This is a genomic window from Caulobacter sp. UNC279MFTsu5.1 (assembly GCF_900114015.1).
GTDB lineage: Bacteria > Pseudomonadota > Alphaproteobacteria > Caulobacterales > Caulobacteraceae > Caulobacter.
Genome location: NZ_FORN01000019.1, coordinates 1 through 24578, shown reverse-complemented (window position 1 = coordinate 24578; position 24578 = coordinate 1). Strand labels below are relative to the sequence as shown.

The 24578-nt window shown below is 69.4% G+C and carries 27 protein-coding genes and 1 pseudogene; 22 read left to right on the top strand and 6 right to left on the bottom strand.

The window, feature by feature from the left end:
• Positions 1-77 precede the first annotated feature (77 nt).
• Both glpK and BM066_RS12400 read left to right on the top strand, forming a co-directional pair.
• Positions 78-1568 carry a glycerol kinase GlpK gene (glpK, locus tag BM066_RS12405; RefSeq protein ID WP_089928284.1) on the top strand — a complete coding sequence of 497 codons (1491 nt, stop codon included), beginning with the start codon at positions 78-80 and terminating at the stop codon, positions 1566-1568.
• A gap of 14 nt (positions 1569-1582) precedes the next feature.
• Positions 1583-2533 (top strand): SMP-30/gluconolactonase/LRE family protein, encoded by a 951-nt coding sequence (locus BM066_RS12400; RefSeq protein WP_089928451.1) that lies wholly within the window; start codon positions 1583-1585, stop codon positions 2531-2533.
• Between the two features lie 2 nt (positions 2534-2535).
• Here BM066_RS12400 and BM066_RS12395 read toward each other — a convergent pair whose 3' ends face one another.
• The gene (locus BM066_RS12395; protein WP_089928281.1) at positions 2536-2997 is read right to left on the bottom strand and encodes a hypothetical protein; all 462 of its coding nucleotides are present in this window, start codon (positions 2995-2997) and stop codon (positions 2536-2538) included.
• A 60-nt stretch (positions 2998-3057) separates the two neighbouring features.
• Between BM066_RS12395 and BM066_RS12390 the strand changes: the two genes are divergently transcribed.
• A complete protein-coding gene (locus tag BM066_RS12390; RefSeq protein ID WP_089928278.1) occupies positions 3058-3543 on the top strand; it encodes a MarR family winged helix-turn-helix transcriptional regulator in 486 nt (161 codons plus the stop codon).
• On the opposite strand, the gene BM066_RS12385 is transcribed toward BM066_RS12390, so the two are convergent.
• Together BM066_RS12385 and BM066_RS12380 are read right to left on the bottom strand one after the other, a co-directional pair.
• Positions 3540-4217 (bottom strand): uracil-DNA glycosylase, encoded by a 678-nt coding sequence (locus BM066_RS12385; protein ID WP_089928275.1) that lies wholly within the window; start codon positions 4215-4217, stop codon positions 3540-3542. The genes BM066_RS12390 and BM066_RS12385 overlap by 4 nt on opposite strands.
• Before the next feature lie 2 nt (positions 4218-4219).
• A complete protein-coding gene (locus BM066_RS12380; protein WP_089928273.1) occupies positions 4220-4825 on the bottom strand; it encodes a LabA-like NYN domain-containing protein in 606 nt (201 codons plus the stop codon).
• Positions 4826-4839: 14 nt separating this feature from the next.
• Here BM066_RS12380 and folK point away from each other — a divergent pair, with 14 nt between their 5' ends.
• The 5 genes from folK (at position 4840) to BM066_RS12355 (ending at position 11020) form a co-directional block, all read left to right on the top strand.
• Positions 4840-5376 carry a 2-amino-4-hydroxy-6-hydroxymethyldihydropteridine diphosphokinase gene (gene folK, locus BM066_RS12375; RefSeq protein ID WP_255367571.1) on the top strand — a complete coding sequence of 179 codons (537 nt, stop codon included), beginning with the start codon at positions 4840-4842 and terminating at the stop codon, positions 5374-5376.
• Between the two features lie 84 nt (positions 5377-5460).
• Positions 5461-7521: a M13 family metallopeptidase gene (locus tag BM066_RS12370; RefSeq protein WP_089928270.1), complete on the top strand. Its 2061-nt coding sequence runs from the start codon at positions 5461-5463 to the stop codon at positions 7519-7521.
• Between the two features lie 59 nt (positions 7522-7580).
• Positions 7581-8180: a YdeI/OmpD-associated family protein gene (locus BM066_RS12365; RefSeq protein ID WP_089928267.1), complete on the top strand. Its 600-nt coding sequence runs from the start codon at positions 7581-7583 to the stop codon at positions 8178-8180.
• Positions 8181-8336: 156 nt separating this feature from the next.
• Complete coding sequence (rpoZ, locus tag BM066_RS12360) at positions 8337-8696, top strand: DNA-directed RNA polymerase subunit omega (RefSeq protein WP_007671240.1); 360 nt, start codon at positions 8337-8339, stop codon at positions 8694-8696.
• 173 nt (positions 8697-8869) lie between these two features.
• Positions 8870-11020, top strand: coding sequence for a RelA/SpoT family protein (locus BM066_RS12355; protein WP_177218450.1), 2151 nt, complete (start codon positions 8870-8872; stop codon positions 11018-11020).
• 41 nt (positions 11021-11061) lie between these two features.
• Here the strand turns inward: BM066_RS12355 and kdsA are convergent, their stop codons facing one another.
• Together kdsA and BM066_RS12345 are read right to left on the bottom strand one after the other, a co-directional pair.
• Positions 11062-11913, bottom strand: coding sequence for a 3-deoxy-8-phosphooctulonate synthase (gene kdsA / locus BM066_RS12350; RefSeq protein WP_089928264.1), 852 nt, complete (start codon positions 11911-11913; stop codon positions 11062-11064).
• 31 nt (positions 11914-11944) lie between these two features.
• Positions 11945-12352, bottom strand: a complete 408-nt coding sequence (locus BM066_RS12345; RefSeq protein ID WP_089928261.1) for an NUDIX domain-containing protein — start codon at positions 12350-12352, stop codon at positions 11945-11947.
• Between the two features lie 75 nt (positions 12353-12427).
• On the opposite strand from BM066_RS12345, the gene BM066_RS12340 reads away from it, so the two are divergent.
• The 14 genes from BM066_RS12340 to BM066_RS12280 all read left to right on the top strand — a co-directional run bounded on the left by BM066_RS12340 (position 12428) and on the right by BM066_RS12280 (position 24185).
• Positions 12428-12676, top strand: coding sequence for a type II toxin-antitoxin system ParD family antitoxin (locus BM066_RS12340; RefSeq protein WP_089928258.1), 249 nt, complete (start codon positions 12428-12430; stop codon positions 12674-12676).
• On the top strand, positions 12673-12978 hold the full coding sequence (locus tag BM066_RS12335; RefSeq protein ID WP_089928255.1) for a type II toxin-antitoxin system RelE/ParE family toxin: 306 nt from the start codon (positions 12673-12675) through the stop codon (positions 12976-12978). Before BM066_RS12340 ends, BM066_RS12335 begins: the two co-directional genes overlap by 4 nt.
• Positions 12979-13009: 31 nt before the next feature.
• Positions 13010-13594: an orotate phosphoribosyltransferase gene (gene pyrE / locus BM066_RS12330; RefSeq protein WP_089928252.1), complete on the top strand. Its 585-nt coding sequence runs from the start codon at positions 13010-13012 to the stop codon at positions 13592-13594.
• A 5-nt stretch (positions 13595-13599) separates the two neighbouring features.
• Positions 13600-14355, top strand: coding sequence for a pyridoxine 5'-phosphate synthase (locus BM066_RS12325; protein ID WP_089928250.1), 756 nt, complete (start codon positions 13600-13602; stop codon positions 14353-14355).
• A complete protein-coding gene (gene acpS / locus BM066_RS12320) occupies positions 14352-14753 on the top strand; it encodes a holo-ACP synthase (protein WP_089928247.1) in 402 nt (133 codons plus the stop codon). Before BM066_RS12325 ends, acpS begins: the two co-directional genes overlap by 4 nt.
• 282 nt (positions 14754-15035) lie before the next feature.
• Positions 15036-15176, top strand: coding sequence for a hypothetical protein (locus tag BM066_RS26450; protein WP_177218447.1), 141 nt, complete (start codon positions 15036-15038; stop codon positions 15174-15176).
• Between the two features lie 169 nt (positions 15177-15345).
• Entirely contained in the window at positions 15346-16194 is an 849-nt protein-coding gene (lepB, locus tag BM066_RS12315; RefSeq protein ID WP_089928244.1) for a signal peptidase I, read from the top strand.
• 13 nt (positions 16195-16207) lie between these two features.
• Entirely contained in the window at positions 16208-16906 is a 699-nt protein-coding gene (gene rnc, locus BM066_RS12310) for a ribonuclease III (protein WP_089928443.1), read from the top strand.
• Positions 16907-17073: 167 nt separating this feature from the next.
• Positions 17074-18042 carry a GTPase Era gene (gene era / locus BM066_RS12305; RefSeq protein WP_089928242.1) on the top strand — a complete coding sequence of 323 codons (969 nt, stop codon included), beginning with the start codon at positions 17074-17076 and terminating at the stop codon, positions 18040-18042.
• 208 nt (positions 18043-18250) lie between these two features.
• Positions 18251-19126: an arylamine N-acetyltransferase family protein gene (locus BM066_RS12300; RefSeq protein WP_255367570.1), complete on the top strand. Its 876-nt coding sequence runs from the start codon at positions 18251-18253 to the stop codon at positions 19124-19126.
• Positions 19127-19858, top strand: coding sequence for a DNA repair protein RecO (gene recO / locus BM066_RS12295; RefSeq protein ID WP_089928237.1), 732 nt, complete (start codon positions 19127-19129; stop codon positions 19856-19858).
• A 93-nt stretch (positions 19859-19951) separates the two neighbouring features.
• Positions 19952-22228 (top strand): DNA topoisomerase IV subunit A, encoded by a 2277-nt coding sequence (parC, locus tag BM066_RS12290; RefSeq protein ID WP_089928234.1) that lies wholly within the window; start codon positions 19952-19954, stop codon positions 22226-22228.
• Positions 22229-22354: 126 nt separating this feature from the next.
• Entirely contained in the window at positions 22355-23719 is a 1365-nt protein-coding gene (locus tag BM066_RS12285; RefSeq protein ID WP_255367569.1) for a serine hydrolase domain-containing protein, read from the top strand.
• A 130-nt stretch (positions 23720-23849) separates the two neighbouring features.
• Entirely contained in the window at positions 23850-24185 is a 336-nt protein-coding gene (locus BM066_RS12280; RefSeq protein ID WP_089928228.1) for a UrcA family protein, read from the top strand.
• Positions 24186-24450: 265 nt separating this feature from the next.
• Here BM066_RS12280 and BM066_RS27350 read toward each other — a convergent pair.
• Positions 24451-24578, bottom strand: a pseudogene (locus BM066_RS27350) (hypothetical protein); the annotation flags it as partial.

Genomic DNA, 24578 nt, shown 5'->3' with positions numbered 1-24578 from the left:
CGCACGGACGATGACAAGCGTCGCGATGCCGCAGAAATAAAGACCGTCGAAAAGACCGCCAGGGAGACGCAAGACGCATGGGCCAACCTCTGATCCTCGCGCTCGATCAGGGCACGACCAGCACCCGGGCCATCCTGTTCCAGGCCGACGGCAAGCCGGTGTGCGACGCCAGCCGGCCGCTGCGCCAGAGCTATCCGCGTGACGGCTGGGTCGAGCACGACGCCGAGGAGATCTACGCCGCCTGCGTGGGCGTGCTGCGCGACACGGTCGAGACGTGCGACCGCGACAGCGCCGACATCGCCGCCCTGGGCGTCACCAACCAGCGCGAGACCGTGGTGGTCTGGGACAAGGCCACCGGCCGCCCGATCCATCCGGCCATCGTCTGGCAGGACCGGCGCACGGCGGATGTCTGCGACCGCCTGCGCGCCGAGGGCCACGAGCCGGCCGTCACCGCCGCCACTGGCCTGCTGCTGGACCCCTATTTCTCGGGCACCAAGATCGCCTGGATCCTGGACAAGGTCCCCGGCGCGCGGCGGCGGGCCGAGGCGGGCGAACTGCTGTGCGGCACCATCGACAGCTGGGTCATCTGGCGGCTGACCGGCAACAAGGCCCACGTCACCGACGCCACCAACGCCTCGCGCACCCTGCTGTTCGACATCCAGGCCCAGGACTGGTCGGACGAGATGCTGGCCCTGTTCGACGTGCCCCGCACCCTGTTGCCAGCGGTGCTGGACTGCGCGGCCGACTACGGCCAGGTGACGCCGGACATCCTGGGCCGCCCCCTGCCGATCCGCGGCGTGGCCGGCGACCAGCAGGCGGCGCTGATGGGGCAGGGCTGCATCCGGCCCGGCGAGATGAAGGTCACCTACGGCACCGGCGGCTTCATGCTGGTCAACACCGGCGAGAGCCGCCCGCATTCGGCCTCGCGCCTGCTGACCACGGTGGCGGCGCGCGTCTCGGGCAAGACGACCTATGCGCTGGAAGGCTCTATCTTCGTGGCCGGGGCGGCGATCCAGTGGCTGAACGAGGGGATGGGCGTCACCGGCGGCCCGCGCGGGGCCGAGGCCCTGGCCCGGGCGGCGCGGGCCGACCACGGCGTGGTGGTGGTCCCGGCCTTCACCGGCCTGGGCGCGCCCTGGTGGGACGCCGAGGCGCGGGGCGCGATCTTCGGTCTGACCCGCGACGCGGGCCTGGCCGAGATCGCCCAGGCCACCTTCGATTCCTGCGTCTTCCAGGGACGCGACCTGATCGAGGCCATGCGCGCCGACGCCCCCACGGCCTTCGAGGACGCCGCCCTGCGCATCGACGGCGGCATGGCCAAGAGCGCCTGGTTCAGCCAGCGCCTGGCCGACCTGACCGGCATCCCCGTACACCGCGCCAGCTACCAGGAGACCACCGCCCTGGGCGCGGCCCTGTTCGCCGGGGTGGGGGCGGGGGTCTACGACTCGGTCGAGGAGGCGGTGAAGGCGCGGCCCGAGGCGGAACTGCTGACGCCGGGCGTCGGCGTCACGGTGCGCGAGGAGGCCTACGCCCGGTGGCTGGACGCCCTGCCGAGGGTGCGGTCGTGAGCGTGAGTTCCCAGGTGACCTACAAAACCGTCGGCCGGATCCACCGGCTCTCCCCAAAGCTCGACGCCGTCATCGCCCCGGACGCCGAGATCCAGCAACTGGCCGACGGCTTCATCTGGACCGAGGGGCCGGTCTGGGTGCGGGATGGCGCCTACCTGGTGTTTTCCGACGTGCCGGGCAACGTCATGTACCGCTGGAGCGAGGCGGACGGGGTCAGCGAAGTGCTGAACCCGTCGGGCTATGACGGCCCGCCCACCGACGCTTTCGCCGAGCCGGGCCAGAACGGCATGGCGCTGGACGCCGCCGGCTTTCTGCTGGCCTGCGACCATGGCAATCGGGCCCTGGCCAGGATCGATCTGAAGACGCGGAAGAAGACCCTCTTGCTGGAGCGCTGGCAGGGCAAGCGGTTCAACAGCCCCAACGACCTGGCGGTGGCCAGGACGGGGGCGATCTATTTCACCGACCCGACCTATGGCCTGAAGGGCCGCAACAGCTCGCCGCTGCGCGAGCTGGATTTCAACGGCGTCTATCGCCTGGCGCCGGACGGGACGCTGGAGCTGCTGGACGCCGACCTGACCTTTCCGAACGGGATCGCCCTGTCGCCGGACCAGAGCCGGCTCTATGTTTCGGTCTCCGATCCGGACGCGCCCAAGCTGGTGGTCTACGACCTGGGGCCGGACGGGCTGCCTACGGCCAAGGCGCTGTTCTTCGACGCCATGCCGCTGCGCGCGGCGGGCGGCCCGGGCCTGCCCGACGGCCTGTGCCTGGACACCGACGGCCGGCTCTACGCCACGGGTCCGGGCGGGGTGCTGGTGCTGACGCCTGACGCCGAACTGATCGGGGTGATCGAGACGGGGACGGCCATCGCCAACTGCGCGTTCGGCGAGGACGGAAGCACGCTGTTCCTGGCTTCGAACCACACCCTGGCGCGGGTGCGGCTGAAGACGACGGGGCTGGTGTGGTGAGGTCAGGCGGCCAGCAGGGCGATGATCGCCAGGCACAGCGACACGGCGGCGGCCAGGTCCAGCAGCAGTCGCCAGCCGCTGGCGCGGACCCAGGCCATGGCGCGGGCATGCTGGTCGGCGTCGAAATCGCCGGCCTTTTCGAACGCAAACGCGCGCGGAATGAAATAGGCGAACGACCAGGCCCGCATCGCCCCGTGGGCGGCCAGAGCCGCCAGCAACCATTGGCGCGCATCGAGACGGGGCCAGGCGGTCCACAGCGCCGCGCCCAGCAGGGCCTCGAAGGTGAAGTGCGCCGGTATCCAGAACCGCTTGCGATCAATGCCGCCTCGGCTGGGTTGGACCAGGGCGGGATTGTCGGGCCACAACCGGTCGATCAGCGCGGTCTCGTAGACGCCGCCGCCCAGGCTGCCGGCGACCAGGATCAAGGCGGCGAAGGCCGTGACGACGGCGATGTCCATTCCCATTTGGTCGGTTCCTTCGACGAATGTATCTTAGTTGCAGAATATCTTAGTGAGTAAGATAATATGACGAAGGCGTCAACGGGCGGCGAGGACGGTCGCCAGGCCTTGCTGTGGCGACTGCAGGCGGCGATGCGCGAAGCCAGCGCGCAAGGCGTGCTAATCAGCCAGACGATCGCCGACCGGGCCGGGTTGAACGCCAGCGACCTGGAGTGCCTGGACCTGATGCAGTTGCAGGGCCCTCGCACGGCGGGTGAACTGGCCAGGGCCACGGGCCTGACCAGCGGCGCGATCACCGGACTGATCGACCGGCTGGAGCGCGCCGGCTACGTCACGCGCGAGAGCGATCCCGCTGATCGCCGCCGCGTGGTGGTGCGGGTGAAGGCCGAGAGCCTGACCGCCCTGAACGCGCTGTACGCCCCGCTGCAGGCCGCCAGCGAGGACTTGAACGCCCGCTATTCGGACGAGGACCTGGCGCTGATCGTCGCGTTCATGGAGCGCAACATCGCCATGGCGCGCGACTTCATCGCGGGCTTGAAGGCCGCGTCCTAGGGATTGGCGTCCAGATAGGCCTTCACCCGGGCGAACAGCTCTTCGAACATCGGCGTCGTCAGCCGGCCGGTGTTCGTGTTCAGCCGCGAGCAGTGGTAGCTGTTGAACACCCGGTACGGCCCGGCCTGGAACTCCGTGCCGTGGCCGGGAAGGCCGGCCGAGGCCTTCAGGCCCAGGGCCTTGAGCAGGTTGCGGCGCGAGACGTCGCCCAGGGTGACGATGGCCTTCAGCCTGGGGAACATCTCCAGCCGGCGGGTGAGGAACGGCCGGCAGTTGTTCTCTTCGCTGGTCTCGGGCTTGTTGCCGGGCGGGGCGCAGCGGACGGCGTTGGTCACCGCGCTGCCGATCAGCCTCAGGGAGTCGTCGGGCCGGGCCTCGAACTTGCCGGTCGCGAAGCCGTACTTGACCAGGGTGTCGTAGAGCAGGGTCCCGGCATAGTCGCCGGTGAACGGCCGGCCGGTGCGGTTGGCGCCCTTGCGGCCGGGGGCCAGGCCCACGACCAGCAGTCGCGCCTCATGGTCGCCGAACGACGGGGCGGGGCCGTTGAACCAGTCCGGATAGAGGTCCTGGTTCTCGCGGCGATAGGCCACCAGGCGCGGGCACAGCGGGCAGTCGCGCGGCGGCTCGGCCGGCGAGGGCACGACCTCGCCGGGGATGTTGGAGTGCTGGCCCATGCTCAGTCCTCGTCGGCGTCGTCGGGCTGCGCCGGACCTCGGGCCGGGTCGGTGACGAAGCGGGGCAGGCTGCTGGAGCGCTGCGGTCGGCCGATGATGGCGCCCAGGTCGGCCAGATCGACGAAGTTGTCGGCCTGGCGGCGCAGGTCGTCGCTGGTCATCGGCGGCTGGCTCTTCATGGTCGAGACCACGGTGACCCGGCGGCCCTTGCGCTGCACGGCCGCGACCAGGGCCCGGAAATCGCCGTCGCCGGAGAACAGCACCAGGTGGTCGACGGTCTGGGCCATCTCCATCATGTCGACGGCGATCTCGATGTCCATGTCGCCGCGCCAGCGCTTGCGGCCCTGGCTGTCGGTGAACTCGCGGGCCGGCTTGGTCACCAGGGTGAAGCCGTTGTAGTCCAGCCAGTCGACCAGCGGCCGGATCGGAGAATACTCCTCGTTCTCGGCGATGGCGGTGTAGTAGTAGGCGCGCACCAGCAGGCCGCGCTTGCGGAACTCGTCCAGCAGCTTGCGGTAATCGATGTCGAAGCCCAGGGCCTTGGCGGCCGAGAAGAAATTGGCCCCGTCGATGAACAGCGCCAGGCGCTCGGTCGGGTAGAAGGTCACGTGATCGGAATTCCTTGAAAAATCAACACGATCAAAAATGGCTCGATCAGGCGGTGGTGATCGCCCTGGGCTGCAGCCTGCCCGGATCATACCCGAGTCGCGAAGTCTTGCTCGACGCGGCGGTCGACGCCCTGGCGTCGGAGGGCCTGGCCGTGGCGGGGCGGTCCTCCTGGTGGACCTCGGCCGCCTGGCCCGACCCGGCCGCGCCAGCCTATTTGAATGGGGTTGTCCTGGTCGAGACGGCGTTGCCGGCGGAGGCGGTGCTGGCGACCCTGCACCGCCTGGAGGCCCGTTTCGGCCGGGTGCGCGCCGAGGCCAACGCGCCCCGCACCCTGGATCTCGACCTGATCGCCCATGGTCGGACGGTGCTGGACGGGGCGGTGGTCGTGCCCCATCCGAGGGCCCACGAGCGGCTGTTCGTGATGGGACCACTGGCGCAGATCGCGCCGGCCTGGCGTCACCCGGTCAACGGGCGGACGGCGGCGGACCTGGCGGCGGGTGCGAGCGTGGGGACGGACGCGACGCCGCTCGCGGACATTGCCAAACTTTAATTCGCTCCCTGCCCAAGGCGGCGGGATAGTCCGCGCCAAATCGTGCTGAGCGCCGCCGCGCTCGCGCTTCGTGGGACCTCCTGCATGACCCTGACCCGTTCGCTGCTCGCCTGCGCCGCCGCCTGCGCGCTGCTGTCCGCCGCTCCGGCTTTCGCCGCCGACCTGAAAAGCGGCGTCGACAAATCCGCCTTCGACACCGCGATCAAGCCCGGCGACGACTTCTGGACCTACGCCAACGGCGCGGCGATCAAGGCCAATCCGATCCCCGCCGACCGCAGCAGCTACGGCGTCGGCGCCATCCTGATCGAGAAGACCGCCAAGCGCACGGTCGACCTGATCCAGGCCGCGGCCCAATCCGGGGCCAAGGACGCCGGCTCGGCCGACGCCAAGAAGGTGGGCGACTACTACGCCAGCTACATGGACGAGGCGGCCATCGAGAAGGCCGGCCTTGCGCCGATGAAGGCGGGCCTGGCGCGGATCGCGGCGATCAAGACCCGCACCGGCCTCGCCGCCGTGCTGGGCGGCAACGTCCGCGCCGATGTCGACGCCCTGAACGCCACCGACTTCTACACCGACAACGTGCTGGGCCTGTGGGCCTCGCCGTCGTTCGACGACACCAGCAAGTACGCGCCGTTCCTGCTGCAGGGCGGGCTGGGCATGCCCGATCGCGAATACTACCTGTCGGACAAGGCGGCGATGAAGACGGTGCGCGACAAGTACGTCGCCCACATCGCCAGGATCCTGACCCTGGGCGGCGTCGCCGACGCTCAGGCCAAGGCCGCGCGGATCATGGCGCTGGAGACGAAGATCGCCCAGGCCTCGGGCAGTCGCGCCGACAGCGCCGACGTCCAGAAGGCCAACAACAGCTGGACGCCGGCCGACTTCGCGGCCAAGGCCCCGGGGCTGGACTGGAAGGCCTTCTTCGCCGCCGCGGGCCTGGCCGACCAGCCGCGCTTCATCGTCTGGCATCCGACCATGGTCACGGGCCTGGGCAAGGTCGCCGCCGGCGAGACCCTCGACACCTGGAAGGACTACCTGACCTTCCACTATCTGGATCACTATTCGAACCTGCTGCCCAAGGCCTTCGTCGACGAGCGCTTCGCCTTCTACGGCCAGGCCCTGCAGGGCACGCCGCAGCTGTCGGCCCGCTGGAAGCGTGGCGTCAACTCGACCAACGCCGTGCTGGGCGAAGTGGTCGGCAAGCTCTATGTCGAGCAGTATTTCCCGGCCCGGTCCAAGGCGGAGGTGTCGGCCATGGTCGACAGCATCAAGGCCTCGTTCGAGCGCCGCATCGACGGCCTGGACTGGATGGCGCCGGAGACCAAGGCCGAGGCCCGCCGCAAGGTCGAGGTGCTGAAGGTCGGGGTCGGCTATCCCGACCAGTGGCGGGACTATTCGGCGCTCCGGATCGTGCGCGGCGACCCGGTCGGCAACGTCCAGCGCTCCGAGAAATTCGAGACCGCCTACTGGATCGGCCAGCTGGGCAAGCCGGTCGATCGCGGCCAGTGGGTGATGACGCCCCAGACCGTCAACGCCGTGAACCTGCCGATGCTGAACGGCCTGAACTTCCCGGCCGCCATCCTGCAGGCCCCGTATTTCGACGCCGACGCCGATGCGGCGGCCAATTACGGCGGCACGGGCGGCACGATCGGCCATGAGATCAGCCACAGCTTCGACGACCAGGGCGCCCAGTTCGACAGCCAGGGGCGCCTGCGCAACTGGTGGACCCCGACTGACCTGGAGCATTTCCAGAAGGCCGGCGCGGCCTTGGCCGACCAGTTCGACGGTTACAAGCCGTTCCCCGACCTGGCCGTGAACGGCAAGCAGACCCTCAGCGAGAACATCGCCGACGTCGCCGGCCTGGCCGCGGCCCTGGACGCCTACCACGCCTCGTTGGGCGGCAAGCCGGCCCCGGTGATCGACGGCCTGACCGGCGACCAGCGGTTCTTCCTGGCCTACGCCCAAAGCTGGCGCGGCTATTCGCGTCCGGAAGCCGAGCGCCAGCAACTGGTCACCGATGGCCACGCGCCTGACCAGTACCGGGCCGACACCGTGCGCAACCTCGACGCCTGGTACGCCGCCTTCGACATCAAGCCGGGCGACGCGCTGTACCTGCCGCCAGAAAAGCGCGTGAAGGTCTGGTAGGGGGAGTCTTCCGGTCCCGGGCCTCGCGCCCGGGGTGTCCGCTTGCCTGAGAGCTGTTGATGGCCGCCATCGAGGTCAATCCCGCCCACGTCCAGGAATTCATTGACGCCGACGCGTTCCACGACTGGCTTTCGCGCCACCACGACAAGCAGGGCGAGGTCTGGATCAAGATCCACAAGGTCGGGTCGGGCCTGCCCTCGATCACCGCCAAGCAGGCGATCGACGTGGTGCTGTGCTGGGGCTGGATCGACGGGGTCAAGAAGAGCTTCGACGAGCGGAGCTTCCTGCAGCGCTACACGCCGCGCACGAAGACCAGCATCTGGAGCCAGATCAACGTCGACAATGTCGCGCGGCTGATCGACGAGGGCCGGATGACGGAGCACGGCCTGCGCGAGGTGGAGGCGGCCAAGGCCGACGGGCGCTGGGACCGCGCCTACGCCGCCGGCAAGGACATGAAGGTCCCCGACGGCCTCCAGGCGGCGATCGACGCCAGTCCGAAGGCCAGGTCGATGCTGGCCAGGCTGTCGGCGCAGAACCGCTTCGCCCTGGCCTTCCGCGTCCACAACATGAAGACGCAAGCCGGGCGAAAGAAGAAGATCGAGACCTTCGTCGCCATGCTGGAGCGCGGCGAAACGATCTATCCGCAAAAGAAGAAGTAGGAGAAGGCACCCTCCGCGCCGTCCCGCTGGACTTCTCCGACCAAACCCGGCATAAGCGCCCCCTCGCGAAAGCCGGGACTTAAGCCGATGCGGCGTTGTGTAACGCCGCCGCAGACCCTATTTTGCGATAACCAAGGCTCATAGCCCGAGGAATTCATGGCCCGCGTCACCGTCGAAGATTGCGTCGAGAAGGTTCCCAACCGCTTCGCTCTGGTCTTGCTGTCCGCCCATCGCGCGCGCGGCATCTCGGCCGGCGCCTCGCTGCTCGTCGATCGCGACAACGACAAGAACCCCGTCGTCGCCCTGCGCGAGATCGCCGACGACGTGGTCGATCACGAGGGCCTGAAGGAACAGCTGATCACCACGCTGCAGCGCGTGGACGAGCACACCGAAGCCGAGGAAGAGGCCGAAACCCTCGCCCTGCTGGCCGATCCCACCCACATGCAGATGAGCGAACTGGAACTGGTCCGCGCCCTGCAGAGCGACCGCGACGGCGGTCAGGAGGAGCGGTACTGAGCCCCGACGGCGCAGACCCTCTCATTCTCGAAGCGGCGCCCGCCGCCGCTCCTTCCGAACGCGCGCCCGATTCCGAATCGGGCGCGTCTTCGTCTGCGGCTTCCGCCAACGACACCGCGCCGGCTCCCGCTCCCGCGGCCAAGCCCCGCCAGAAGTTCCTCCGCCAGTACGAACTGATCGAGCGCGTCCACGCCTACGATCCGACCGCGGACGAAGCCCTGCTGAACCGCGCCTATGTCTACGCCATGCGCATGCACGGCAGCCAGACCCGGGCCAGCGGCGACCCCTACTACGCCCACCCGATCGAAGTGGCCGGCATCCTGACCGAGTACCGGCTGGACACCGCGACCATCGTCACGGCCCTGCTGCACGACGTGATCGAGGACACCCCGGTCACCAAGGACGAGATCGCCAAGCTGTTCGGCGAGGAGATCGCCGAGCTGGTCGAGGGCGTCACCAAGCTGTCGAAGCTGGAACTCCAGGCCGAGCACGCCCGCCAGGCCGAGAACCTGCGCAAGTTCATCCTGGCCATCTCGCGGGACGTCCGTGTCCTGCTGGTCAAGCTGGCCGACCGTCTGCACAACATGCGGACGCTGCACTACATCAAGAGCCAGGCCAAGCGCGAGCGCATCGCCCGCGAGACACGCGATATCTACGCGCCCCTGGCCCGCAACATCGGCTGCCACCGCATCTGCACCGAGCTGGAGGAGCTCAGTTTCGAGCACACCAATCCGGTGGCCCGCAACGCGATCATCCGGCGGCTGGACACCCTGCGGGCCGAGCAGGGCGGAGCCGTGGCCCTGGTCAGCCAGGAAATCTCCGCCCGCCTGGAATCGGCCGGCCTGCCGGCCCGGGTCTTCGGTCGCGAGAAGTCGCCCTATTCGATCTGGCGCAAGCTGCAGCGCAAGTCGATCGGCTTCTCCCAGATGTCCGACATCTACGCCTTCCGGGTGATCGTCGACAGCGAAGAGGACTGCTACCGGGCCCTGGGCGTGGTGCATCGCGCCTGGTCCAGCGTGCCCGACCGCTTCAAGGACTTCATCTCGACCCCCAAGCGCAACAACTACCGCTCGCTGCACACCACCGTGGTGGGGCCGCGCGGCATGCGCATCGAGATGCAGATCCGCACCGAGGCCATGGACCGGGTCAACGAGGAGGGCGTGGCCGCCCACTTTCGCTACAAGGACGCCTCGTACGGCCTGGACCTGGAAGGCATGGAGGCGGCCGGCGGCCGTGACCCCTTGGCCAACCTGCGCCAGCTGGTCCAGGTGCTGGAGCACGGCGGCGACGCCGAGGAGCTGGTCGAGCACGCCAAGCTGGAGATGTTCCTCGACCAGGTGTTCGTCTTCACCCCCAAGGGCAAGCTGGTCAGCCTGCCGCGGGGGGCCATGCCGCTGGACTTCGCCTATGCGGTCCACACCAGCGTCGGCGACACCTGCATCGGGGTGAAGATCAACGGCGAGCTCAAGCCGTTGCGCACCCTGCTCAACAATGGCGACGTGGTCGAGGTGGTCCGGGGCTCCAAGCCCGTGGTGCCGCCGGACTGGCGTTCTCTGACCGTGACCGGCCGCGCGCGCTCGGCCATCCGCCGGCATATCCGCCAGACCGAGAAGGAAGAGTTCCTGCGCCTGGGCCGGGCCTCGGTGGAGCAGGTGTTCGAGCGGGCCGGCAAGAAGCTGAAGGACGTGTCGCTGCGGCCGATCCTGGAGCGCTTCGCCCTCGACACCGAGGAGGCCCTGTTCGACGCCGTCGGCCGGGGCCGAGTCTCGCCCAGCCAGGTGCTGGAGACCGCCTTCCCGGGCATGAAGGACACCGACGTGGCCGTGGCCACGGCGCGGCGCAAGATCGAGGGCGGCACGGCCGCGCGGCTCTATGTGCGCGGCGGCGGCCTGACCCCGGGGGTGTCGCTGCACTTCGCCCACTGCTGCAGCCCGGTGCCGGGCGACCGCATCGTCGGCATCCTGCGCGAGGACGGGGCGGGTCTGGACGTCCACACCATCGACTGCCCGAAGCTGGCCGAATACGAGGACCGCGAGGACCTCTGGCGCGACCTGAACTGGACGCCCGAGGCCGAGCGCGAGACCGTCTCCCTGGCCCGCCTGCACGCCACCATCGGCAATGCGCCGGGCGTGCTGGGCCAAGTGTGCACGATCATCGGCGAGGCCGGCGGCAACATCGTCAACCTGCGCATGCACCACCGCCAGAGCGACTTCTTCGACGTCGACATCGACGTCGAAGTCCGCGACGCCAAGCACCTGACCAACATCTCGGCGGCGCTGCGCACCTGCCCGACCGTGGAGACGGTGGACCGGACGCGGGGGTAGGGGGGCAGGCGCCTTGCCCGCACCCCCAAAAAACGTCCTTCCTAAGCCCGCACCACTCCGTGCAGCGCCTTCAGCGTCTTCAGCAGGCCCGCTGCGTCGCTCAGCGGCAGGCAGCTGGGGCCGTCGCACAGGGCCTTGTCGGGATCGGTGTGGAATTCCAGGAACACGCCGTCCGCGCCCGCCGCCACGGCGGCCTTGGCGATGATCGGCACGCCCTCGCGACGACCGCCCGTGGAACCGCCGGCGGTGCGGGGATCGGCGCCCGGCAGCTGGACGGCGTGGGTGGCGTCGATGGTCACCGGCACGCCCAGGCTCTGCATCTGCGCGATGCCCAGCATGTCGACCACCAGGTTGTTGTAACCGAACGAGGCGCCGCGCTCGCACAGCACGATCTGCAGGTCCGGGGCGGCCTCGCGGGCCTTGTGGACGATGTTCTTGCAGTCCCACGGGGCGATGAACTGGGCCTTCTTGACGTGCAGCCAGCCGCCGGCGGCGGCCGTGGCGCGCGAGGCGGCGACGATCAGGTCGGTCTGGCGGCACAGGAAGGCGGGGATCTGCACCAGGTCGGCGACGGCGGCCACCGGCTCGGCCTGGTCGACCTCGTGAATGTCGGTGGCGATCGGCACGTCCAGCTTGGCCTTGACCTCGGCCAGCATGGCCAGGCCGTCCTTCAGGCCCGGGCCGCGATAGCTGGTGATCGACGAGCGGTTGGCCTTGTCGAAGCTGGCCTTGAACACATAGGGCAGGCCCAGCTGCGCGGTGATCGCCTTCAACTCGCGCCCGACCTCGAGGGCCAGGTCCAGGTTCTCCAGCACGTTCAGGCCCGCGATCACCGCCAGCGGCTGGCCGGCGCCCATCGAGAGGTTCCAGCGCTTCAGGGTGACGACGGACATGGCGGTCTTCCTCGCAAATCAGGTGGCGAGCTTATGCCCTAAGCGCGGCGACCGCGTCGAGGGTGGCGGCGGTCAGGGGCGAGGGCAGGGCGTCTAGGGCGAACCAGCCCCAGTCGGCCAGGGCCTGCGGCTCCCGGATCGCCGGCTCGCCCACGCAGCCGTCGGCGCGATAGGTCACGGCCACCCAGTGGCTGTCTTCGGCGATCATGTCGGTGACGCACAGCACCGGGCCGGCCACGATCGTGATCCCCAGTTCCTCGAGGATCTCGCGTTCGGCGCAGGCCCGACCGTTCTCGCCCCAGTCGAGCTTGCCGCCGGGCTGGCCCCAATGGCCGGCCTCCGGCTGACGCTTGCGCTGGACCAGCAGGATGCGGCCCTGGCCGTCGAGGATCGCCGCGCCGCAGCCGACGCGGGGGCGGGGAGGAGAAGTGTCGTTCACGCAAACTGTCCGGTCACTTGAAGCCTGGCGCGCCAGGGCGCACCTTAGGCGGACATCTGACACAAGGCGCGACCCATGGCGACTAGCGTCCAGCTTACCGACGACCTCGAACGCTTCGCCCGCGATTGCGTCGATGCCGGACGGTACGACACGGTGACCGACGTGGTTCGGTCGGCGCTGAATCTGATGCGCGATGTCGAACGCCAACGCGCAGAGTTTAACGCCATGCTGGCGGCGGCCACGGCCGAAGCGGATCGTGACGGCGTGTTCACGGCCGAAGAGATTTTCGCGGAGATTGATGCAAAGCGTGCCGGCGAACGGTGAGCCGGGCGGAGTTTTCGCCGCTTGCCCGGCGTGATTTGATTGAGGCGGAGGCTTGGATTCGTGCTGATCGCCCGACGGCCGCCGCGGCCTTCCGATCAGCGGTGTTGCGGGGCGCGCAACTCATCGCCGAACGACCGAGAAGCGGGGTCGAACGTCTAGAAATTGCTGACCTGCCCCACCGCTTTCTGGCCGTTCACGGCTTTCCCTATTTGCTGATCTACAATGCCGAGCGACGGCCGCCTCTGATCGTCAGGGTGCTGCATGGCGCGCGCGATCTACCGTCGCTACTGAGCGGTTTGTAGACTCGCCGCCACCGGCCTATATCCAGCCCTCATGACCAACGACGACGTCCTCGACGAATTCCGCGCCGCCGGCGCCCTGCGCGAAGGCCACTTCGTGCTGTCCTCCGGCCTGCACAGCCCCGTCTTCCTGCAGAAGAACCTGGTGTTCATGCGGCCCGAGCGCTGCGCGCGCCTCTGCAAGGCCCTGGCCGAGAAGATCGTGGCCACGGTCGGCCAGCCCGACGTGGCCGTCTCGCCGGCCGTGGGCGGGATCATTCCCGGCTACGAGACCGCCCGCTGGCTGAACGTCGCCTCGATCTATGTCGAGCGCGAGGGCGGCGGCTTCAAGTTCCGCCGCGGCTTCCATCTGGAGCCCGGCCAGAAGGTCGTGATGGTGGAAGACATCGTCACCACCGGCCTGTCGTCGCGCGAGTGCATCGCCGCGATCCAGGAAGCCGGCGGCGAGGTGATCGCCGCGGCCTGCATCGTCGACCGCTCGGGCGGCAAGGCCGACGTCGGCATGCCGCTGGTGGCTCTGGCCAGCCTGGAGGTCCCGGCCTATCCGGCCGACGCCCTGCCGCCGGAACTGGCGGCGATCCCGATCGAGGATCCGGGCAGCCGGCGCCTGAAGGGCTGACGGGCATGCTGCGGCTCGGCGTCAACATCGACCACGTGGCCACGATCCGCAACGCGCGCGGGGCCAGCTATCCCGAGCCGGTGCGGGCCGCCGAGCTGGCCCTGGCGGCCGGCGCCGACGGCATCACCGCCCACCTGCGCGAGGACCGCCGCCACATCAGCGACGCCGACATCGTCCTGCTGACCGACCTGTGCCTGAGGCGCGGCAAGCCGCTGAACTTCGAGATGGCGGTCACCGACGAGATGGTCGGCATCGCCCTGCAGGCCCGGCCGCACGCCGCCTGCCTGGTGCCCGAGCGCCGCGAGGAGGTCACCACCGAGGGCGGACTGGACGTGGTGCGCGGCGCCGATCGCGTCGCCGAGGCCACCGCCCGCCTGCGCACGGTCGGGGCGCGGGTGTCGCTGTTCATCGAGGCCGACCCGGCCCAGATCCAGGCCTCGGCCGACGCCGGCGCCCAGGTGGTGGAGCTGCACACCGGCGCCTATTGCGACGCCGCCCGCGAAGGCCACGCCGACCGCGCCGCCGCCATCCTGCAACGCCTGAAGGCCGGGGCGGAGCTGGCCGCCGGCCTGGGCCTGGAGGTCCATGCCGGTCACGGCATCGACTACGCGACCGTCAAGCCGATCGCCGCCATCCCGCAGATCGCCGAGTTGAACATCGGCCACTTCCTGATCGGCGAGGCGATCTTCGTCGGCCTGCCCCAGGCCATGCAGCGGATGCGGGCGCTTATGGACGCCGCCAGGCTCGAGATCGCAGCGTGATTATCGGGATCGGCTCGGACCTGTGCGACATCCGCCGGATCGAGAAGACCCTCGAACGGTTCGGCGACCGCTTCACCCACAAGAGCTTCACCGAGATCGAGCGCAGACGGTCCGAGCGCAAGCCCGACCGCGCCTCCAGCTACGCCAAGCGCTTCGCCGCCAAGGAGGCCTGCTCCAAGGCCCTGGGCACGGGGCTGAAGGGCGGGGTGCACCTGTCCGGCATGGGGGTGGTGAACCTGCCGTCCGGCAAGCCGACCATGGCCCTGACCGGCGGCGCGGCTGAGCGTCTGGCCGCGATGGTCCCCGAAGGCATGACCCCGGTGATCCACCTGTCCCTGACCGACGACCACCCCTACGCCCAGGCCTTCGTGATCATCGAAGCCGTGCCTGCGGCCTAGGTTCAGATCCTTCCCCTGTGGGGCGGGAGAAACGCATCTGGATTTCTGAGAAAAGAGCTGTCATCCCGGACAAGCGAAGCGCAGATCCGGGACCGCCGGAAGCACTCGCGTTCACGCGTCGGTCCCGGATCTTCGCGCTGCGCGCTTCGTCCGGGATGACAGCCGTTTTTGGATAGATGCGTTTCCCTTGCCTCACAGGGGAGGACCTGCAGGGCCCGGCCCCCGCCTTGCACCGCGCTCCCCAAGCGCCGCCTACGGCGCCGTTCTGGGACGGGGAAACACATGGCCATCTGGAGCGATGTCGAGACGAAAACAGGGCGCGGCCATCAGCCGAAGCCTTGGCAGGCGCGGCCGTTCGCGGGGCTGCTGGTCGGCTGGGGCTTCTTCGCCTTCGTGCTGGCGGCGATCCTCGCCACAATTTGAGTCCGGATTCCACGGTCAAGCTGGTCGCGCGTCGTTCGGGGCGCGACGTCGCGCCGCGTACGCCATGACGGCGAGTTAACGGGCGCCACGCTTGCCCCCGTCGTAAACCCCGTCTAGCTAGGCGCGTCGGGTTCGCCCGCCGTCCATTCCGTCGAGAGCCCCACAGCGCATGACCGAAGCCGCCGAAACCGAAACGCCCGACGACAAGGCCGGGGCGGTCAAGGAGTTCATCGAGATCGTCAAGACGGTCGCCTACGCCCTGGGCATCGCCCTGGTGCTGCGGGTGCTGCTGTTCCAGCCGTTCACGATCCCGTCGGCGTCGATGGAGCCCAACCTCTACCAGGGCGACTACATCATCGTTTCGAAATACAGCTACGGCTGGTCCAAGCACTCGATCCCGTTCAGCCCGCCGCTATTCGACGGCCGCATCCTGGGCAAGGCGCCCACCCGCGGCGACATCATCGTCTTCAAGCTGCCGCGCGATCCGAACGTCGACTACATCAAGCGCCTGATCGGCCTGCCCGGCGACAAGGTCCAGGTGCGCGGCGGCGTGGTCTACATCAACGGCAAGCCCTTGCCGCGCAGGGAACTGCCCTCGGCCCTGGTCGACACCGGCTACGGCACGATCCGGGCCGGCCGCTTCGAGGAGACCAATCCCGAAGGCCGCAAGTACGCCACCCAGGACTACGGCCCCGACAGCGACGCCGACAACACCGGCGTCTACACCGTGCCGGCCGGATGCTACTTCTTCATGGGTGACAACCGCGACAACTCGCTGGACAGCCGCTTCGACCCGGGCGTCTCGGCCTTCAAGACCGGCCCTGGCACGTGCAAGTGGGACTACGCCAACGACCAGTACATCGGCATGCAGGAAGGCGTCGGCTTCGTGCCGGCCGAGAACCTGGTGGGCCGCGCCCAGCTGATCCTGCTGTCGTGGAACGCCGACGCCCACCTGTTCAAGCCGTGGACCTGGTTTACCGACGCCCGGCCCAGCCGCTTCTTCCGCGTCCTCAAATAGCGGCCGGATGACCATGGACAGGCGCGCCGTCGCCGTCGGCGACCTGGAGCGCCGGATCGGTCACAGCTTCCAGGACCGCCAGCTGCTGGAGCTGGCCCTGACCCACGCCAGCGTGGGCGACGGGGCCAAGAAGGCCGGCGACAACGAGGTGCTGGAGTTCATCGGCGACCGCGTGCTGGGCCTGCTGGCCGCCGAGGCCCTGGCCGAGCGCTTCCCAAAGGCCAAGGAAGGCGAGCTGGCCCCGCGCCTGAACGCCCTGGTCAGCCGCGAAACCTGCGCCCGGGTCGCCCGCGCCGCCAGCCTGGGTCCGGCCCTGCGCCTGTCGGCCTCGTCCAGCAAGATCGGCGGCCGCGAGACCGATTCGATCCTGGCCGGCGCCGCCGAGGCGCTGATGGCCGCCCTCTATCGCGACGGCGGGCTGGAGACGGCCCGGCGGGTGTTCCTGGACCTGTGGGCCGACGAGTTCGAGCGCGCCAACCAGGGCAAGCCGCGCGATCCCAAGACCGCCCTGCAGGAATGGGCGCAAGGCCAGGGCAAGCCGTTGCCGACCTATCGCGTGCTCGACCGCGCGGGGCCGGACCATGCGCCGGTGTTCACGGTCGAGGCCACGGTGAAGGGCGTCGACCCGGCGATCGCCAAGGGCAAGTCGCGGCAGGAGGCCGAGAAGGCGGCGGCCAAGGCGCTGCTGGAGCGGGAAGGGGCGGGGATCTAGGCGGTTAGCACTTGCCCCCTACGGGTCGCTTCGCGACCGTCTTCCCCCAGAGGGGGAAGAGCTTCGCACTTTCGGCTCCGCCCCCTATGGGGGCGGACAGACCGCGCAGCGGTCAGGTGGGGGCAAGTGTTAGCCCCCGGGCCTCATCGGTGCTACACGCACCCGCAATGACTGAAACCACCTCCCAAAACCCCTCGGGCCAAACCACCCGCGCCGGCTTCGCCGCCATCATCGGCGCGCCGAACGCCGGCAAGTCCACCCTGGTCAACCGCATGGTCGGGGCCAAGGTCTCGATCGTCACCCAGAAGGTCCAGACGACGCGCTTCCCCGTGCGCGGCGTGGCCATGACGGGGTCGACCCAGATCGTCCTGGTCGACACCCCCGGCATCTTCACCCCGCGCCGGCGCCTGGACCGCGCCATGGTCCGGTCCGCCTGGAGCGGCGCCGAGGACAGCGAAGTCGTCGTCCACCTGGTCGACGTCCAGGCCGAGCTGGCCGTGCGCGAGCGCCGCGCCACCCCCGGCGAGCACCGCTCGGTGCAGGACGTCCAGACCATCATCGAGGGCCTGAAGGCCGCCGATCGCCAGGTGATCCTGGCGCTGAACAAGATCGACGGCGTCAAGCGCGACACCCTGCTGGCGGTCACCCAGGACCTCTACGACACCGGCGTCTATTCCGAGGTCTTCATGATCAGCGCCGCCACCGGCGCCGGCGTCGACGACCTGATGGCCAAGCTGGCCTCGCTGATGCCGGAAGGCCCGTGGCTGTATCCGGAAGACCAGACCGCCGACCTGCCGGCCCGCCTGCTGGCCGCCGAGATCACCCGCGAGAAGATCTATCTGCGCGTCCACGAGGAACTGCCGTACGCGGCCTCGGTCGAGACCACGGCCTTCGAGGAACGCGCCGACGGCAGCGCCCGCATCGAGCAGACCATCTATGTCGAGCGCGACGGTCAGCGGGCCATCGTGCTGGGCAAGGGCGGCGAGGTGATCAAGTGGATCGGCAAGGCCTCGCGCGAGGAGCTGGAAGACATCCTCGACCGCAAGATCCACCTGTTCCTGCACGTGAAGGTGAAAGAGAACTGGGCCGAGGAACGCGGCCTGTTCAACGACATGGGCCTGGATTTCGACGTTTAGCCCCCAAACTCCGCTCATCCCGGCGAACGCCGGGACCCAGATCCTATGGCGGTGTGGCTGATGGGACAGGCTCGGCGCTTCTGGCGTCAGCCTTCAAGCTATCCCATCTGGGTCCCGGCGTTCGCCGGGATGAGCGGCGTAGGGAAAGCTTGACTCCGCCTTCCACACCCTGTCCATGAACCGTGAACAGACAGGGAATATCGCGCTCGTGAGCAAGCTCGACATCGCGCCCGCCGCGGCGGTCCAGCCTTCGGTCGACCTGGACGCCTATTTCGCCCGCATCGGCTATGACGGCCCGCGCGAGCCGACGCTGGACGTGCTGCGCGCCCTGCACCAGAAGCACCCCGACGCCATCGTCTTCGAGAACCTCGACGTGCTGCTGGGCAAGGCGATCAGCCTGGATCCGGCCGATGTTGACGCCAAGCTAATCGGGGCCGGGCGAGGGGGCTATTGCTACGAACAGAACGGCCTGTTCAAGCGGGTGCTGACGGCGCTGGGCTTCGAGGTCACCGGGCTGATGGCGCGGGTGCTGTGGATGGTCCCCGAGCATCTGCCGCCGCGCCCGCGCTCGCACATGGTGCTGGCCGTGCGCGTTCCCGGCGACGACACGGTCTGGCTGGCCGACGTCGGCTTCGGCGGCTGCGTGCTGACCGGACCGCTGGCGCTGTTCTCCGACGCGGTCCAGGCCACGCCCAACGGCGACTTCCGCATCCTGCCGATCGACGAGCTGGGCGGCGAGCGCCAGGTGCAGGCCGACCTCTCGGGCCGCTGGGCGGCGGTCTATCAGGTGGCGCCCGGCGCCTGGGCCGACCAGGACTACGAGCAGGCCAATTTCTACACCTACGCCCATCCCAGCTCGCACTTCACCTTCAGCCTGACGGCCGGCCGCACCACGCCGGCCGCCCGCTACGCCCTGAAGAACAACCGCCTGACCCACCGCGACGCCACGGGCGCCCTGGTCGCGCAGCGCGACCTGTCGGCCGACGAACTGGAGGCGGCCCTGCGCGACGTGCTGGGCCTGCCGGTCGAGCCGGGCTGGCGGCCGCTGATCGAGACGATCGTGGGCTGGGGGACCCCGGCCTAGATGGAGTGGGAAGACGAGGCCTTCGTGCTGTCGGCGCGGGTCCATGGCGAGACCGGGGCCATCGTCGAGCTGCTGACCCAGGACCGGGGCAAGTTCGCCGCCCATGTCTCGGGCGCGGCCTCGCGGCGGATGAAGCCGTTCCTGCAGGCCGGGGCCAAGGTGATCGCCCGCTATCGCGCCCGCACGGGCGACCAGCTGGGCGCCGCCAGCCTGGAGCCGATCGGCGAGGGGCCGTCGTCGCTGTTCGACGAGCCGCTGGCCCTGTCGGGCCTGTCGGCCGCCGCCGCCGTCGCCGCCGGGGCCCTGCCCGAGCGCGAGGCCCATCCCGGGGCTTTCCACGCCCTGGAGGCCCTGATCGCCGCCCTGGCCATTCCCGAGATCTGGCCGGCCGTCTATGTGCGGTTCGAGGCCGGCCTGCTGCAGGACCTGGGTTTCGGCCTGGACCTTTCGAAATGCGCCGCCACCGGGTCGCTGGACGACCTGGTCTATGTCAGTCCGCGGACGGGCCGGGCGGTCAGCCGCGCGGCGGGCGCGCCCTATCGCGACAAGCTGCTGCCGTTGCCGCCGTTCATGCTGTCGGCCCAGGGCGGCCTGGCCGAGGGCGACGTCAAGGCCGGCCTCGACATCACCGGCCACTTCCTCGAGCAGTTCGTGTTCCACCCCCTGAACAAGCCCCTGCCGCCGGCCCGGGTGTGGCTGCTGGACCGGCTGGGCGAGGCGGGACGGCTTTAGGCTTTCCGATCCGGCGAGAACAAAACGCGTTCGGAGGAGGATTTGCCGCGCGGGATTGGCTAGGATGGCCGCCACGCGTAACGAATCTCCCCGATGAACAAACCAGTCCTACCTCCCCCCGGCGGCCCGGAAGACGGCCGCATCCTCGACGAGCCGCTGAGCGAGGCGCTGTCCAAGCGCTACCTGGCCTACGCCCTGTCGACGATCGGCTCGCGAGCCCTGCCCGACGTGCGCGATGGCTTGAAGCCCGTGCACCGCCGCGTGCTGCACGCGATGAACAACATGCGCCTCAACCCCGAAGGCGCCGCGCGCAAGTGCGCCAAGGTGGTCGGCGAGGTGATGGGCAACTTCCACCCGCACGGCGACCAGTCGATCTACGACGCCCTGGTCCGCCTGGCCCAGGACTTCGCCCAGCGCGTGCCGCTGGTCGACGGCCAGGGCAACTTCGGCAACATCGACGGCGATAACCCCGCCGCCATGCGCTACACCGAGTGCAAGATGACCGCCGCGGCCATGCTGCTGCTGGACGGCATCGACGAGGACGCGGTCGACTTCAAGCCGTCCTATGACGGCCAGGACGAGGAGCCGGTGGTCCTGCCGTCGGGCTTCCCCAACCTGCTGGCCAACGGCTCGTCGGGCATCGCCGTGGGCATGGCCACCTCGATCCCGCCGCACAATCCGGCCGAGCTGATCGACGCCTGCCTGCTGCTGCTGTCCAAGCCCGAGGCGACCACGGCCGAGATCCTGGAGCGCGTGCCGGGCCCGGACTTCCCGACCGGCGGCGTGATCGTCGAGTCCCGCGAGAGCCTGCTGGAGACCTACGAGACCGGTCGCGGCGGCGTGCGCACCCGCGCCCGCTGGGAGAAGGAAGACACCGGCCGCGGCACCTACCAGATCGTCGTCACCGAGATCCCGTACCAGGTCAAGAAGTCCGACCTGGTCGAGCAACTGGCCGACCTGATCGACAGCAAGAAGGCGGCCCTGCTGGGCGACGTGCGCGACGAGAGCGCCGAGGACATCCGGCTGGTGCTGGAGCCCAAGTCCAAGAACGTCGAGCCCGAAGTGCTGATGGAGAGCCTGTTCAAGCTCTCGGCGCTGGAAAGTCGCTTCCCGGTCAACATCAACGTGCTGGACGCCAAGGGCACCCCGGGCGTGATGGGCATCAAGTCGGCGCTGATGGCCTTCCTGGCCCACCGCCGCGAGGTGCTGACCCGCCGGGCCCGCCACCGGCTGGCCAAGATCGAGGCCCGCCTGCACATCCTGGACGGCCTGCTGATCGCCTACCTCAATCTGGACGAGGTGATCCGCATCGTCCGCTACGAGGACGAGCCCAAGCAGAAGCTAATGGCCGCCTTCGCCCTCAGCGACATCCAGGCCGACGCCATCCTCAACACCCGCCTGCGCCAACTGGCCAAGCTGGAGGAGATGGAGATCCGCCGCGAGCACGCCGAACTGGTGGAGGAGCGCGACGGCATCCTGGCCATGCTGGCCAGCGACCGCAAGCAATGGGACCTGGTCGGTACGGGCCTGCGCCAGGTGCGCGCCGTGCTGGTCAAGATCGCCCACCCGCACGACAAGCCGCGCCCGACCGGCGTGATCGGCCGCTCGATCTTCGAGGACGCCCCGCAGGTCGACGCCGACGCCGCCCTGGAGGCGATGATCGTGCGCGAGCCGATCACCGTCATCCTGTCGGACCGCGGCTGGATCCGCGCCGCCAAGGGCAAGATCGACGACCCGTCCGAGCTGAAGTTCAAGGAAGGCGACAAGCTGGGCTTCCTGGCCCCGGCCGAGACCACCGACAAGCTCCTGCTATTCACCAGCGACGGCCGGTTCTTCACGATCAGCTGCGCCAACCTGCCGTCGGCGCGCGGTCACGGCGAGCCGGTGCGGATGATGATCGAGCTCGACGACAAGGTGAAGATCATCGACATGTTCCCGTTCAAGGCCGGGCGCAAGCGCTTCCTGGCCTCGAAACAGGGCTACGGGTTCCTGATGCCGGAAGAAGAGGCCGTGGCCAACCGCAAGGCCGGCAAGCAGGTGCTGACCGTCGATGCGGCCGGGGCGGCCTTCTGCCTGGAGGCGGTAGGCGACCAGATCGCGGTGGTCGGCGACAACGGCAAGATCCTGATCTTCCCGCTGGAGGAACTGCCGGAGATGCCGCGCGGCAAGGGCGTCAAGCTGCAGTCGTATCGCGAAGGCGGGCTGCGAGACGCGATCTCGTTCACCACCGAGGGCGGCGCCTTCTGGATCGACACGGCCGGTCGCCGCCGCGACTGGACCGAGTGGAAGGACTGGATCGGCCGCCGGGCCGGGGCCGGCAAGCTGTCGCCCAAGGGCTTCCCGACCTCCAAGCGGTTCCGGCCCAAGTGACGAACGCCTTCTCCGTCATCCCGGACGAGCGCGCGGCGCGCCGATCCGGGACCGCCGCAAGCTCCGGGCTTGGGGTCGGTCCCGGATCTCCGCTACGCTTGGTCCGGGATGACAGGATCTGATCATATGAGCGCGGTGTTCAGGCGCGCCGCCAGCGCCCTGGCCGGGCTGCTGGGGCTGGCGGCCGCCGGGTCCGTGGGGGCCGCGCCCTTGCCCGCGGCCAGGCCGGAAGCCGCCGGCTTCTCGGCCGAAAGGCTCCGCAAGCTGGACGAGACCATGCAGGCCCTGGTCGACCAGGGCCAGATCGCCGGCGGCGTCACCGTGCTGGGCCGCCACGGCCGCGTCGTGTCGATGAAGGCGTTCGGCAAGCGCAGCCTGGAGACCGGCGAGGCCATGCCCGCCGACGCCCTGTTCCGCATCCGCTCCGAGACCAAGGCGGTGACCGGGGTGGCGATGCTGATCCTCTACCAGGAAGGCCGGTGGCGGCTGGACGATCCGGTCACCGAATATCTGCCGGAACTGGCCGATTTGCGCGTGGCCTCCGGCGTCGACGCCCAGGGGCGGCCGATCCTGACCCCGGTCAGCCGTCCGCCGACCATGCGCGAGCTGATGACCCACACGGCCGGCTTCGCCTACGGCCTGGCCGACGATCCGGCCAGCGTGGCCGACCAGGCCTACTACCGGGCCGGGGTGCTGCAGTCCGACAGCCTGGACCACCTGGTGCGCAAGGTGGCCATGCTGCCGATGTACGCCCAACCCGGGGTCATGTGGCGCTACAGCGTCGCCGCCGACCTGCAGGGGCTGATCGTCGAGCGCCTGACGGGCCAGACCCTGCCGGTGTTCATGGAGGAGCGGATCTTCCGTCCCCTGAAGATGAAGGACACCGCCTTCTGGGCCCCGGCCGAGAAGCTGCCGCGCCTGGCGGCCCTCTATGACGGCGATCCGGCCACCGGCCGGCTGATCCCCGCCAACGAAGGCCCCTGGCGTGACGTTTCCCGGCCGCCGGCCGCGCCGTCCGGGGGCGGGGGGCTGCTGTCCACCGCCGGCGACTTCGCCCGCTTCGCCCAGATGATCCTGAACGGCGGCGAGCTGGACGGGGTGCGCGTTCTGCGGCCCGAGACCGTGGCCCTGATGCGCTCGAACCACCTGCCGCCCAGTTTCCAGGTCACCACCAACGGCACGGCCGGGGTGCTGCGCCCCGACCAGAAGCCTTTCCCGTTCGGCGCGGGCATGGGTTATGGCCTGGACGTGGCCGTGGCGGTCGAGCCACGCCTGTCGGGCGCGCCCGTCGGCCCTGGCACGATCAGCTGGGGCGGCAGCGCCGGCACCTGGTTCTGGATCGACCCGGCCAACGACCTGTTCTTCATCGGCATGATCCAGCGCCTGGGCGGGGTGGGCTCGGGCCTGGACGCCACAACCCGCACGGTGGTCTACCAGGCGCTGGAACGGCCGCCGATCAAGGAAGCGCGGCTGAATTCTTCTTCGCGCTAGAGGATTACAAGTCGTTCACTCTGTGAATACGACGTCATGAAGCAGACGTAACGCGTATTCGCGAAGAAGTCTGGTCATTCTATCCCTCGAAGGCGACGCGGACGGCGTCGCCAGAACAGGGGAGGACGACATGGGCCGTTTCATCGCCAAGCTGTCGACGGTCGCGGTGCTGGGTCTGGCGGCCCTGCCGGTGCTCGGCCTGATCCAGCCGGCCGCGGCCGCGCCGGCCAAGCCGGCGGTGCTGGCTGCGATCCCGGTCGGCGACCTGGACCTTTCCCGCCCCGACGACGCGCGCCGGCTGCAGGCCCGCATCGACGCCGCCGGCCAGGCGGTCTGCGAGGCCCGCACGCGGGCCGAACGGCTGGACCGCTGGTCGGCCCGGGCCTGCCGCATCGACATCCGCGACGAGGTGCAGTCCAAGCTGTCGGCCCGGCAGGTCAAGGCCCTGCGCGCGGTCGGCGGCTGATCCACGAGATCCTCCCTCCGGGGAGGTGGCGGGAGCGCCGGACGCGCCACGCGGCCCGGCCGTTCCATCCCTCAGAACGCTCACGGCGTCGCATGTCCCCAGCCCCAATGGGAGACGCCACGAGGCTCCCGCCGAGTTGTCGACGTCATCAGCGCCCTGACGCGCGCGTCTTCACCCTCTCCCTCTGGGAGAGGGTTCAAGGAGGTTATGCTCGGCGGATAGCGAACAAAGTCTCGCGATTTCAACGTCCTGCATTTTCTCGACCTCAATCTGTCCCCACCTTCCAAACCCGCCGTATCCTGGTCTCACCTCGACGCAGGGAAAGGGCGCATGGCCAGCGACCGATGCGGCGGCGGGGGGCGATCGAGCGGGACTGGGCTGGAGGGGGTTACT